This is a genomic window from Sutcliffiella tianshenii (assembly GCF_016908565.1).
In the GTDB taxonomy this organism is placed as follows: domain Bacteria; phylum Bacillota; class Bacilli; order Bacillales; family Bacillaceae_I; genus Sutcliffiella_A; species Sutcliffiella_A tianshenii.
This window is the reverse complement of record NZ_JAFBED010000015.1, coordinates 45,397-58,938: the sequence shown is the minus strand read 5'-3', so window position 1 is coordinate 58,938 and position 13,542 is coordinate 45,397. Positions and strand designations below refer to the sequence as shown.

General features: G+C 43.4%; 10 protein-coding genes, 1 rRNA gene and 2 riboswitches. Of the genes, 3 read left to right on the top strand and 8 right to left on the bottom strand.

Going from position 1 to position 13,542, the window contains the following annotated elements; translation table 11 throughout:
- From JOC95_RS19985 to JOC95_RS19960, 6 genes are all read right to left on the bottom strand, one after another.
- Window positions 1-60: ribosomal RNA gene (locus JOC95_RS19985) — 16S ribosomal RNA — on the bottom strand; the annotation flags it as partial.
- A 492-nt stretch (window positions 61-552) separates the two neighbouring features.
- Window positions 553-1,881, bottom strand: coding sequence for an NCS2 family permease (locus JOC95_RS19980; RefSeq protein ID WP_204419686.1), 1,329 nt, complete (start codon window positions 1,879-1,881; stop codon window positions 553-555).
- A gap of 126 nt (window positions 1,882-2,007) precedes the next feature.
- Window positions 2,008-2,109, bottom strand: a riboswitch (purine riboswitch).
- A 139-nt stretch (window positions 2,110-2,248) separates the two neighbouring features.
- A complete protein-coding gene (gene guaA, locus JOC95_RS19975) occupies window positions 2,249-3,769 on the bottom strand; it encodes a glutamine-hydrolyzing GMP synthase (protein ID WP_204419692.1) in 1,521 nt (506 codons plus the stop codon).
- 180 nt (window positions 3,770-3,949) lie between these two features.
- Window positions 3,950-4,051: riboswitch (purine riboswitch) on the bottom strand.
- Window positions 4,052-4,281: 230 nt separating this feature from the next.
- Window positions 4,282-6,504 (bottom strand): transglutaminase TgpA family protein, encoded by a 2,223-nt coding sequence (locus JOC95_RS19970; protein WP_204419684.1) that lies wholly within the window; start codon window positions 6,502-6,504, stop codon window positions 4,282-4,284.
- A gap of 1 nt (window position 6,505) precedes the next feature.
- Window positions 6,506-7,717 (bottom strand): DUF58 domain-containing protein, encoded by a 1,212-nt coding sequence (locus tag JOC95_RS19965; protein WP_204419682.1) that lies wholly within the window; start codon window positions 7,715-7,717, stop codon window positions 6,506-6,508.
- On the bottom strand, window positions 7,717-8,670 hold the full coding sequence (locus JOC95_RS19960; protein ID WP_204419680.1) for an AAA family ATPase: 954 nt from the start codon (window positions 8,668-8,670) through the stop codon (window positions 7,717-7,719). Before JOC95_RS19960 ends, JOC95_RS19965 begins: the two co-directional genes overlap by 1 nt.
- Before the next feature lie 400 nt (window positions 8,671-9,070).
- On the opposite strand from JOC95_RS19960, the gene JOC95_RS19955 reads away from it, so the two are divergent.
- The 3 genes from JOC95_RS19955 (at window position 9,071) to JOC95_RS19945 (ending at window position 11,697) form a co-directional block, all read left to right on the top strand.
- The gene (locus JOC95_RS19955) at window positions 9,071-9,760 is read left to right on the top strand and encodes a Na-translocating system protein MpsC family protein (RefSeq protein WP_239583039.1); all 690 of its coding nucleotides are present in this window, start codon (window positions 9,071-9,073) and stop codon (window positions 9,758-9,760) included.
- A gap of 326 nt (window positions 9,761-10,086) precedes the next feature.
- A complete protein-coding gene (locus tag JOC95_RS19950; protein WP_204419678.1) occupies window positions 10,087-10,488 on the top strand; it encodes an anti-sigma regulatory factor in 402 nt (133 codons plus the stop codon).
- Window positions 10,489-11,046: 558 nt separating this feature from the next.
- Window positions 11,047-11,697, top strand: a complete 651-nt coding sequence (locus tag JOC95_RS19945) for a VOC family protein (RefSeq protein WP_204419675.1) — start codon at window positions 11,047-11,049, stop codon at window positions 11,695-11,697.
- Window positions 11,698-11,721: 24 nt separating this feature from the next.
- Here the strand turns inward: JOC95_RS19945 and JOC95_RS19940 are convergent, their stop codons facing one another.
- Together JOC95_RS19940 and JOC95_RS19935 are read right to left on the bottom strand one after the other, a co-directional pair.
- Window positions 11,722-12,528: a helix-turn-helix domain-containing protein gene (locus JOC95_RS19940; protein ID WP_204419666.1), complete on the bottom strand. Its 807-nt coding sequence runs from the start codon at window positions 12,526-12,528 to the stop codon at window positions 11,722-11,724.
- Between the two features lie 36 nt (window positions 12,529-12,564).
- On the bottom strand, window positions 12,565-13,308 hold the full coding sequence (locus JOC95_RS19935; protein WP_204419663.1) for a phytanoyl-CoA dioxygenase family protein: 744 nt from the start codon (window positions 13,306-13,308) through the stop codon (window positions 12,565-12,567).
- Window positions 13,309-13,542: the final 234 nt, after the last annotated feature.

Sequence of the window (13,542 nt, the reverse complement as noted above, 5' to 3'; positions counted from 1 at the left end):
TTGCATGTATTAGGCACGCCGCCAGCGTTCATCCTGAGCCAGGATCAAACTCTCCAATAAAGAGTTTGAGCTTATGCTCAAATGTTGACTAGCTTGTGTTACATTTTCGTTCTTTGTTAATCTCTATGAGATTAACGTGGACGCTGTTGTTTTGTTTAGTTTTCAAAGATCATTTCAACCGTTTAGCTTGTCGCTCCGTGGCGACTTAATTACTATACCATGATGGCCACCGAAGGTCAACATGTTTTTTGAATTTTTTTGCTGCCCCTTTGTTTCGAATAGTAAATTCGTGTTTTGCGGCAACGAATAATAATATACCATCTAACTTATAACCACGTCAACTGTTTTTCTGAAATAATATCTAAGAGACTAAAACTTCTCCTTCTCTATCAAACTCCCTTCAGCTTTTCTGTCTATGTACTATATGTAATTACCGGCACCCACTCTATCTAAACGTAATAAACCAATTAATCTCCAGAAGTTTTTTCCATCTATCTATCTACATATAAAAACCCCCGCTCCATTAAGGAGCAGGGGTAGGTTTCTAGTAATCTATTCAACCAAGAACACAAAGTACAAGACGAAGATGACGAACAGACCGTACATGATAGGATGAATCTCTTTTGCTCTGCCCTTCATGATCATTGTGATCGGGTAGAAGATGAAGCCTGCCGCAATACCTGTTGCGATACTATATGATAATGGCATCACGATGATGGTCAGGAAAGCCGGTACTGCGATTTCGAAATTGTCCCATTTGATTTTTCCAAGCGCAGATACCATAAGTACCCCTACGATGATTAGCGCTGGTGCTGTCACCGGTTCTGTGATGACAGATAACAACGGGAAGAACCAAAGAGAAAGAATGAAAAGTAAAGCTGTAACAACGGATGCGAAACCAGTACGCCCACCAGCTGCCACCCCGGCAGATGATTCTATATAGGAAGTAGTAGTGGATGTTCCAAGGATTGCCCCTGCTACTGTTGCAGTTGAATCTGCGAATAATGCCTTGCCTGCTCTAGGAAGCTTGTTATCTTTCATAAGTCCAGCCTGATTTGCTACCGCTACAAGCGTCCCTGCTGTATCAAAGAAGTCTACAAAAAGGAAAGTCAGGATAACAACCAGCATTTCAATAGTAAAGATGTCACCAAGGTGAGCAAAAGCTGCACCGAATGTCGGATCCAAACTTGGTGGTAGCGCGCTGACGACATTGGCAGGCGTATCGATGAGACCGAACATCATCCCGACCGCAGCCGTAATCACGATACCGTAGAAGATTCCACCTTTGATTCCTCGAACCATAAAAATCACTGTCAAAACTAATCCGAAGATCGCTAGCAGAGTATTCCCTGATGTTAAATCTCCAAGTCCTACAAGAACTGCACCATCCGCAACAATTATTTCTGCATTTTGGAAACCAATGAAGGTGATGAACAATCCGATACCAGCTCCGACTGCATATTTTAACTCTGCAGGAATGGAGTTGATGATTTTTTCACGTAATCCTGTAAGTGTCAAAGCGATGAAGATCAATCCAGAAACCAAAACCCCCGCCAAAGCAGTTTGCCAAGGGATGCCCATTGTAAGAACTACCGTATAACCGAAGAACGCGTTAAGTCCCATACCGGGAGCAAGTGCGATCGGATACTTGGCGTATAGCCCCATGACTAAGCAACCGATAGCTGCTGATAATGCTGTAGCCGTGAAGACCGCTCCTTGATCCATGCGAAGGGCGTCGGGATAATCCCCTACGCTTGCCAAAGAAAGCATCAATGGATTGACGATCAGGATGTAGGCCATTGCAAGGAACGTCGTCAAACCTGCAATGGATTCTGTTTTATAGCTTGTTCCGAATTTTTCAAACTCAAAATATTTCTTCATAAGAATCCTCCTCGAATGTGTGACGCAGATGAACGTATAAATAAGTAAAACGCCCCCAGATACCAGGGACGTTAACAGACGAGGATAAGGAAATAGATATGGCTTCCTCATCAAAGGGCAGTCCATACACCATTCCATACACCTCGTAGTCAAGCCGTTTACGGTAGCCTGGTAGAAACTTTTGGGCCATATTCCCAAATTTATACGAGATTTGAACTATATAAGATATGATTTCTGCTCTTATTTTACCAAGCAATCAGAATTACGTCAATACAAAATACGAACATTTTCGACACGAAATCGATATTTATTCGTTTTTTGGCAATTTAAAAAGCTGACCGGCATGAATCCGGTCAGCTTTTTCTGTTTATTCCCACTCAATCGTTGCTGGTGGCTTGCTTGTAATGTCATACACTACGCGGTTGATGTGGTCCACTTCGTTTACGATACGAGTGGAGATGATTTCGAGAACATCCCAAGGGATACGAGCCCAGTCGGAAGTCATTCCGTCAATGGAAGTAACGGCACGGATACCGATTGTGTAATCATACGTACGTTGATCTCCCATTACCCCTACACTGCGGATATCAGGGAGAACCGTGAAGTATTGCCAGATGTCACGGTCAAGACCCGCTTTTTTAATCTCTTCACGGAGGATATGGTCGGATTCGCGGACGATTTCCAGTTTCTCATCAGAAATTTCTCCTAGAACACGGATACCTAGTCCCGGTCCTGGGAAAGGTTGGCGCCAAACGATCTCATCCGGAATACCCATCTCAGTCCCAAGAGCACGGACCTCATCCTTGAACAATGTGTTCAACGGTTCAATCAGCTGGAACTGCATGTCCTCAGGAAGGCCGCCTACGTTATGGTGAGATTTAATTGTTTGCGCAGTCGCTGTACCACTTTCGATAATATCTGTATAAAGTGTCCCTTGTGCCAGATAGTCGATCCCTTCAAGTTTGGACGCTTCATCATCAAATACGTAAATGAATTCGTTACCGATGATTTTACGCTTTTGCTCAGGATCGGATACGCCTTTTAGCTTGTTCAAGAAACGGTCTTTTGCATCCACCTTGATTACGTTCATATTGAAGCCTTCGCTGAAGGTCTTCATTACCTGCTCTGCTTCATTTTTACGAAGCAGACCATGATCGACGAAAATACATGTCAACTGATCGCCGATTGCTTTATGGATCAAAACCGCCACAACAGAGGAGTCTACACCGCCGCTAAGCGCGCAAAGAACTTTTTTGTCCCCGACGATGTCACGGATTTTTTGCATTTCAATTTCAAGGAAGTTCTCGATCGTCCAGCTGTCTGTGCAGCCACAAACGTTGTAGACGAAGTTTTTCAATAGGTCATTTCCGTACACAGAGTGACGTACCTCCGGGTGGAATTGAACGCCGTACATTTTCTTTTCTTCATTACTGATGCCGGCGATCGGACATGATGGACTTGTTAAATCTGTTACGAATCCTTCCGGAGCTCCTACTACAAGATCTCCATGACTCATCCACACTACCTGCTGATCAGGAAGTTCATTGTATAATGCCGATTTGTTCGAAACGGTTGCAAGCGCCTTGCCGTACTCGCGGTGACTTGCCTTTTCCACGACTCCGCCAAAATGCATGGTCATCAATTGCATGCCATAGCAGATTCCGAGTACCGGGATGCCAAGTTCAAAGATTTCCTCGTCACAGCGGAAAGAGCCTTCTCCGTATACGCTGTTCGGGCCACCTGAAAGGATGATTCCTTTCGGGTTCATCTTTTTGATTTCTTCTGCTGTAATCGTATGTGGATGCAGTTCACTGTAAACACCGAACTCACGGATACGACGAGTTATTAGTTGATTATATTGACTACCGAAGTCTAGAACGACGACCATCTGTTGAATACCTTCCAACCCTATTCACCTCATAATAGAATATTTATTTCGAGCACAGCTTTCCGCTTATTTTGACCTTAAAGAAGGAAGATATGCCTGAAAAACACAAAAAAACCAGAATTTCCCCCTCATATATACATAAGAAGGCAGAATTCTAGTTTAATAGAGGATAAAATCCCCAAAAGAATAAACTGCCTTCATAGTCGGGTAGTTGACGGCAACCCGGTAGAGACTCTCGAACCATATTATCGAGGATATATGAAGCCAATACTTATTAAATTTAAGCTTTTTGCATCCATTGTTGCTTTTGACGCATCTAACGAAGACACATTACATTACTTGCCTTCGTGCTCTTTTCCCATAAAATATATTAATGTTCCATTTGTATATTATGGGGCTAAATGCTGTAAAAAATCCAAAACCCGATTTTTTACGGACATAGGCAACAATCTTTAAGAAAAGAGCCTTGATTAAATAATTTGTCCTTATTCTAACAATGAGTCTTCAGCAGGTCAAGATGATGCCTTTTTAATTAAATTTTCCCATAATTCCACCGATTTCTCCCATTCATCCTTTGATGAGTTCCCTCTGTATAGCACCCGTTCATAGTGGGAGGTCAGGTTCTGCATATCGCTGCTACGGTAAAAATTGTCGATATACTTTGCGTATTCCCTTAAGGTCTGGCCATCTTCCCGCACCAAGCCGATCGAGTGGAATTGTTTCAGTAAGGTGTTGTAGGCTTTTCCGAAAGCCTTCTCATCTCTTCTGCCTTTAAAGCGCGCGATATAGAAGTACGGCTTCCATTTGTTTCTTGTGAAAAAGGCGACCAAGAATAGGACAATCGCTACCCCAAGTGTCATGAGGACGGGTTTCCAGGAAAGCTCGAAATCGAATGTCGCATTCGTGCCTTTGGAAGATCCTCCTCCTTCTTCTATGTCCTCCATAGCAGGATCCGGTCTTTCAGTTTCAGGTGTTTCCGGGGTTTCTGGCTGTTCAGGCGTTTGTTCTTCCCCATTTTCGCCTGCTGCATTGCGGTCCACCGCTTCATAAACAAAGCTATATGGATTACTGAAGCCGCTTGTCGGTTCATAAGTGACCCAGCCAACCTCCGGATAGTAGACCTCCACCCATGAGTGAGCATTGTTATTGGTAACTTCGACCACCCTGTTGGCACTGTTCACCGCTTGTACGCCCTGGGCCGTTTCCCCTCCGGTATATCCCTTTACCCATCTTGCAGGAATATCGACTGCACGCAATAAGGCGATCATGGAAGTGGAGAAATTGTCGCAATACCCCATTTGTGTTTCAAAAAGGAATTGATCGACGTAATCCTCGTCTCCAGTTGGGACAGCTACATTCGTGGTTTCATACGTAAAGCCATTGTTCCTGAAATAGCGCTCGACGGCCTGGACTTTGTCATGCCTTGTGGAATAGGAGTCGGTGATGTCGACAGCAAGCTCCCTTACCCGTTCAGGCAGGCTTTCCGGCAATTGTGTGTACCGCTTGACGAACTCTTCTTCGCTTTCTTGCCCGGTTCCCGGTACTGCACTTTTCAACGATTCAATATAATACCTAGGGAAGTTGTAGGTAACCTGATATTCTTCCAAACGTAAGGTTTCCTCATCAGAATCCCGGGTGGTTATCTTTTCTGTAATCGGATTTATTTCATACAACACTTCTTCCTCGGTTTCCACACCGGTAAAACCAAGCGGATAGTTGACATGTGGATATGTTTTTTCCATCATGATCGTTGCGGTCAGCGGTCTTTTTTCCACCCCTTCGGCAATCCATTCCACAAGGGTGTTTTTTCCGCCTTCAAGTGGCACGGGGTCTGCCTCTGTCGCATCCCAGCCCTTGCCCGTATAAATATCCTTCGTTTCTACCCGCCAATAGTGCGACTGTGTGACCTCTGCCTGGAATACCACCGTGTCATCCGGCACGAACGGGCCTCCGAGGCGTGAATCATTTTCCCCGTAGCCGATTTTTTTCACGCCGCCCGAGCCATCGCCGCTATCCTTGTTGAATGAAGTCAAAAACGGAACCGGATCCGGCCAGATCGGTGCTGCTTTTGGTGACAAATACCCGACCGTTGCAGATAGCAGAACAAAAGCGGTTAGGGGGATTCCCCACGCCAAGAGCATTTTGCCTGATTTATAGATTCCCTCTTTCTCCTTCAGGCGCTCCATATGGACAAACCCGACGATGAGCAATCCGACGATCATCAGGCGGACAATCGCCGTATTCCCCTCGTACACCGTAAAGGTATCGAGGATTGCCACATAAGTGACCGTGAATACGACAAACAGGAGCATCTGCTTGCGATATAGGATCCAGTAGATCACCAGATAGCTTACAAGCCATAATAAAACGAACAGGAGCAGACTTCGGAACAGGCCGGTCATGGAAGTCCAGTCCCCTGCCCATATGATATCGAAGTTAAAGGTCAGATCCTGCCATAAAAAGGAGAGCCATTCCCTGCTCAGGAACACGCCATCCATGTACAGGATATGAAGGAAATACATCATAAATCCCATCTGTACGATGATGCTCAGAATGGGAATGATCTGCAGAAAGGACAGGGCAAACGCCACTATCAGGAACACGATGAAGACATAGAGATTTGCCGTGTCTGTCACTTGCTCCAATGGAAGCACCCACTCAAGCAGCAGGATGAAGCCGAATACATGCATAAGGAAAGCATACACATTTCTTTGATATGGATTGGCTGTGGCCATATTAGCTCACCTCACTTATTGTCTCGGTTGAATGACCAGCATGAATGATTTTCACTTGGATGTTTCTTCGTTTCAAGAGGTCCAGATACGAATGCTCTTCCCTCGATAACCTCGCTCCTTCATCCTTGGTGATGACCACCTGCAGATGGATGTGGCGGTGTGATAATTTTTCGAGGCTTTCCACCGTTTCCTTTGTCAATTTTCCTGTGAGGAAAAGAAAGGTCACCGTCGGCTGGAACTTTCCGATCTCCATTTCTATCACTTTCGCAAAGCTGCGTTTACTGTTAGGCTGCACCTTTGCAAGATGATAGTAGATTTGTGAAAACTGCTCCTCCCCGCTTCGCAAAGGGAATACGGAATGATCTTCCCCGACGGATACGAGACCGATCTGGGATCCGTATTTCAAAACCGCTTTTGTCAGTGTCGCAGTATAGCTGACTGCCGCTTCAAAGGATGACGCCTGCGACCGATCCAAAAGGAGGACCACATCATGGCTTTGCTGCTGCTCGAACTCTTTTGTCATGATGTCATTCCTCCTGGCGGTCGCCTTCCAATCAATCCAGGAAAAGCGGTCGCCCGGCTGGTATTCCCTGACCCCGACTGTCATCGATGTATCGCGGATCAGCCTCATATTTGAAGAAGTGGAACCCTGATCGAACTTGTTTTCATTCTGCTTATAGACCATTTCTGAATAGTGCGGGTAGACCAGGAATTTACGCTTCATCTCAATCAGTCGTTCCTTTTCCATCAGCCCCAGAAAATCCCCGGTCTTAAAGCGGATCGCCGATAGGGTGTGCTCCCCCCGGGGAATGCGGTCAAGCGCATACTGAAATGTGATGGTGTTTTTGAACCAAGGGAAGATGATCCGTTTCGCCTGCTTCGTCTGCTGACTGAACAAAAGATTGCTTGGCAGCACTTCCTCCACAAGTAAATAGGTGAGCGGAAAAGGAATGTTCCGCTTTAATGTGATGGTTCCGATCAAGCGGTCACCAGCCTTGTACTTCTCCTGATTCAATGTCCTCTCCACCTTGAAATCGCCAAGCGGATAAAGCAGGACCATCAAGGAGAAAAGTGCAAATGGCAGAAAGCTGAAAAATAGGAACCAGCTCACAAAGCCCCCCTGGAACATGGCATATACAAAGGTGATGATGACCAAAAATAGGAAGCTGATTAACTTTGAAACCTTTTTGGCTTTTTGGAAAAATTGTTTCATTAGCGGCTCATCGACCTTTGGACAGGGATAGGTGTCCGGTCGATCACTTTTTTGACTACCTGCTCCGCTGTCATTCCCTCAAATTTCGCTTCCGATTTCAGGATAATTCGATGTGGCAATACGTATTTCGCCAAATACTGCACATCATCCGGCAGCACATAATCCCTGCCATGTATGAAGGCATACGCCTGTGCGGCTTTCATGAGTGCGACAGATCCACGCGGGCTCGCACCGAGATAGACAGATTGATGGGTTCTCGTACGGTTCACGAGGTCCACGATGTATTCCTTTACCGTGACATCCACATGCACTTCTTTTACTCTCTTCTGCATTTCCTGGAGCTCTTCCAACGTGATAACAGATTGAAGTTCGTTGATCGGCTGGCGTTTTTCTGTGGAATGTAAAATCTGAACCTCTTCATCCGGTGTCGGATAGCCCATATTCATCTTAAAGAGAAAGCGGTCCAATTGCGCTTCCGGCAAAGGATACGTTCCTTCATATTCAATCGGGTTCTGGGTGGCCATGACAAAGAAAGGACTGCCCAGGGATAGCGTATTCCCATCCACCGTCACACTCGCTTCCTCCATCCCCTCGAGCAGGGCCGCCTGGGTTTTAGGTGAGGTACGGTTGATCTCGTCCGCCAATACGATATTCCCCATTATCGGTCCAGGACGGAACTCAAAGCGCAGCTCCTTGGGATTATAGATGGAACTTCCCGTTACATCCGATGGCAATAGGTCCGGCGTGAACTGAATGCGTTTGAATTCCGCGCCGACCGATTTTGCCAATGAGCGCACCATCAGTGTTTTTCCGACACCAGGCACATCCTCCAATAAAACGTGGCCCCCAGCCAAGAGTGCTACGATGCTTAATTCTGCAACATGCTCTTTCCCGATCATGACGTTTCCGATATTATCCAAAATTCTTTTGACTTGTAACTGAGAAGTTTCCATTGATTATGTACCCCCTAGAGAATCTATGTTTCTAGCATTTTCCGTAAAGACACTTAACCTTCATACTATTCGCCTGACCTAGGTGAAATTCCTTTTTTAGGCAAACGGATTATTTTTGTAATATTCCCTTTTTATAGAATAACAAAAAAATTGGATTAATGGGTAGTAATCGCTCTTTTAAAAGAGGTATCCAAGCTTTTGTGTAGAATATTACCAATAGAGAAATACAAGTGCGGTTAGTGTTCTTAAAAGAGGGAGTTATTGGGATATAAGCGTAATGGTGGGATTGTCCCCTTATATGCGTTATAATGTACTTTAGATAATTCTTTATTTTTGGAAAAATTAACCCTAAATTTTATGGAATGAAGATATGATGCTTCGTTCCAAGAGGAATGAACTTATGGGGATAAAGAAAAGCCAATTGGAGTTAGCAAGCAATATCGGGAGACTTCTGAGGGATCACTTCGGGAAAGGTCCTGAATCCATTTTCGTAACCATATCACGGCCGTATATCACCGTTTATTTGCGTCATTTCCTTACTCCAATGGAACAGGCTTTAATAAATGAAAAGCATGAATTGACCGTTGAAGAGACGCGGGATAAATTGATGCTTGGACTTGCACCGGAAATGATGGAACTGATAAAAAATGTGTCTGGTTTAAAAATAGAAGAATTCTATTATGATTGGACATTGGCAAATGCATCGGGCATCTTTGTTGGAATCTGCGCGGATGATGACTTTCGGGCCGATTACTCCTACCCGGAAAGCATCAAAGTGGACATGGAAATATCCAATGTAAGCAAGATAGCAGAAAAAGCACCAAATCAAATTTATTCCCATCAGTTAAACCCCCGGACCTTGATCGTCATCCGAAAAGGGATCCTGGTGGAAATTGAGAAAATGCTCATTGAACTCGGCTTTGAGGAACAATTGACAATTGCAAAAAGAAAACTTGAAAAAGGTCTTCTCTTTCAACGAAAAGAACTGTTCGAGGAATATCTGGATGTACAAATCGATGACATATTTGTAAATTGGGATTTTACCCTGGACAAAAGCACGATCGTATTCATATTGAATCCTAACAAGTAGGCAGTAATGATCTAGGCATGGAACTAGACATAAGCCAAAGAGAAGGTGGAAACCGACCTTCTTTTTGGCTTTTTTTAATGGAGTATGTTTTCGCAAATCCTGTTGCATTTGTCGTATTCAACACAAACACGTAACATTGCTTGCTTTCGTGCTCTTTTCCCGTGTAAGAGGTTTCATTTCAATTAATGATACAGGGGAGTATGCTGTAAAAAATCCAAATGCCGATTTTTTACGGACATAAGCAACAGACACTGCGAAAAGAGCCTTATTAGCTGATATTGCTTAGCCAAAGGAAATTTTATGTCTCACCCTTGGAGGGTTGCAGAATGACTGTTAAGCACCAGCTGAAAATCAAAAATGAGAAAGATATCATTGTAGTCAGGAAACTAGGACGTGAGGTTGCAACAGACCTCGGCTTCAATCATATCGATCAGGCGAGGATCACCACCGCCATATCGGAATTGGCCAGAAATGTGGTCAAGTATGCAGGGAAAGGCACCATCAGCATTGAAATCATCCATAAGTATGTTCCCGGTCTACAGGTTGTCGTGCGTGACGATGGGCCAGGCATCGTGAACATCAAAAAAGCCATGGAGGATGGATATACCACTTCCAACAGCTTGGGAGCCGGACTCCCGGGAGTGAAAAGGCTGATGGATGAATTTTTAATTGATAGCCAAGTGGACAACGGCACACAAATACGAGTAGTCAAATGGTTGAAAAATTGACTGCTCCTCTGATAGGTAAAACGTCCTCTTTCTTATCCTTTACCCCTTACATCTTTTCTTAAACAAATCTCGCAAACTTTTTTCCCTTTTTCCATTCCAATGTTTTTCTTTTCACCTTAAAGCCCGGCTCCTAACGTGGAGCCGGGCGATTTTATTGCGTCGATGACACCAGCTAGCTTGCTAAATCACTTTGGCAACATGCTGATCAACAACATTAACTAATATGAGCTATGGAAACTGGAAAGACTCGCCTTCACTAAAAAGATCATCACCCCACGCCTACTCCCCATGCCTCATATAGCTGCAGACAATCCAAAACGATCTGAAAAACCAGGGCACTATTGAGAATTCCAGCGACTTTCCAGCCATCTATTCTCATCAGAACAATTAGCATTTAGTGGAAAAAGAACTTTCATTGGGAGATGAAAGACCCTTTTTCACTAAGCCAATAAGCCAAGCGTCTATCTACTCCAAAAGAACGAGAGAAGACCATTCTAACATCCAATTCCTTCATTCATATCAACAGATAAACTAATAGTAAAGGAAGGAGTTTTTATCATGAAATTAATAAAAATCACTTTAGAGACCACCTGTTTAGAAGAAATGAAAATTTTTTACCATGAGGTTATGGAGCTTCCTCTATTGGAGGATTTTGAGGACTACTTTACGGTCGGGGTCGGAAGTACAAGGCTCAAATTCATTCATTCGGAGCAAAAACCCTATTATCACGCTGCTTTTCGAACGGATATGGAACACTTTAACCATATGTATCGAAGATTAGAGAAGCTCGGGGTTTTGCTAGAAAATGAGCAGGGAGAAACAAGTATGTTCTGGAAAGGAAAGCAGCTATATTTCCATGATCCCGAAGGAAACATTATGGAAATTTTAGAAAGGCCAATTCCCGCGACAAATCGGTTGATAGGCTTTTATGATATCGGCGAAATCGGCTTACCCGCACCGGACCTTAGTGAAATGAGTCAATTTCTATCACCTTTACCAAACAGATTTCCATCTATTCATTCTACCTTTAGATTTTTCGGGGGAAACGACGGTGTATTTGTTCTAGCCAAAACCGGCCGGCCGTGGTACCCCACTCAAAAAAGCGCCTATATCAGCCCAGTAACACTTGAAGTTGCAAGTGAAGATGCATCCGGACAGCTAATATATCATCCAACCCTTCCATACAAGATAAAGGTGAAGCCTGTATAGTTTTGGGAACGGGGATTTAAGCAACTATTTATTTCTACCTTCCCTATACTCCATCCTGATTTCTGTTGGTGTACGACTTGTATGTTTTTTAATTAGCCGTGCAAAATGTTGTGACGTTTTAAATCCTGATTGATAAGCAATTTCACTAACCGTTAATCCTGTATTCCGAAGTAAATCAATTCCTCTAGTCATGCGCTTTTCCCATAAATAATGACTAGGCGTAACTCCTTCATGTTTGCGAAATAAGCGAACAAGGTGATCCGGTGATATTGAGACTTTTTCCGCCAGTTCCGCTATGGTTATTTCTTCATTAAAACGCTTATGAATAATCGACTTTACCCTCAGGACAACTGGATGGTAAAGTCGATCAAAGTTTGATTGATTTAGTGTTTCTTCCATGAATAACTCTAAAACAGCGGCTCCTAGTGTACACTTCGATTTGGATATTCCTGTTTGTCCTGTTTGTTGAATCTGTAACATCAGATCGGTTATTTGATTCATGGCATCAGAAATCGGCATATAAAAAGGGAGAAACTTTAATTTATTTTCCATTTCGGATGGCATGTTTTTTATGTGTAAATCAATCCACCTATGCCATGTTTCCTGATCTTTAGCGAACTGAAATTCTTCTAGATTTCCTGGTTGCAATAAACATAGGTTCCCTTGTGGCACTTCGTAATGATGTTTTTGATTTATCGAAACACTCATTTTACCAGTATGAAGAAGAACGAGTTGATAATTCACTTGCTTTCTTGGCCCAAAATGACCTCCTGGCGGATAAACTACTGTTCCTGCACCTGCACTTAAAATGTTTAAAGAATTCACTTCCATTGTACCTGTCCACCTTCATCATTCCTATGACATTGATTATAAACGATCGTATAAAGGGATTTTCCTCTTTAAATCTTCCCGTTCAATTTCAGAATCCTGTCTGATGTAGTGACAAACATAAGACTTTCTCCATCTGTTCTCTGAACGATTCCGTCCTGATGAATGTACCAATAAATTATGGAAGAAAAGAATATCCCCTTTTTCCATTCTGATCGTAATTTCTTTTGATAGATCTATACCTTCTGTCTCATCCGTCCATGGTTCATGTTCATTTACTCTCTTCACTTTACCATGCTTCAATAAGCCATGTTTATGTGACCCTGGAATGACCCATAAACAGCCATTCTCTTCATCAATTTCTTCCAAGGCGATATATCCTGCAACCATTGTATTCGGATTGTTTCTTATATAAAAATAGTCCTGATGTGCTGCCTGCCCTTTAGAACCCGGCTCTTTATAGAAGTACATGCTTTGTACCCCGACAGCTTCATCACCCATTATCTGAGCGAGCGCTCCCCGAACGATTGGAAGCTTCATCATTTGCAGTGCAAAGCCATCATGCAAATGCGGATTAAACACGCGAAGCTTAAAACGGTCCTCAGGTTCAACTGCAGCCCACTCCGGCATCACATCTGCTGAACGGATTGTGTGAATATGTGCGTTAAACACATCAATTAAATCATGACTACACCCTTTTTTAATAAGAATGTATCCATCCCTGTCATATTGTTCAACCTGCTCATTTGTAAGGGGACTTAACCTTTCTTTTACTGATTCCATTTTTACCACCCTTTCTCGTTCGTTGGTTTCACCATTCGCTTACTTCTATTATTAAAAATCAACAGTTATTACACAACATCTTGAACCGACAATTATGTATCTGTATCCGATATTCTTATGATAATTTACTATCCCCCTGTTCACCAATAAATGAAAAAGAGGCCTCCCACAAGTTTGCTCAACTTATGAGAAGCCCCCATTAAACTGATATCAGGTAAACTATCATCCATTTTA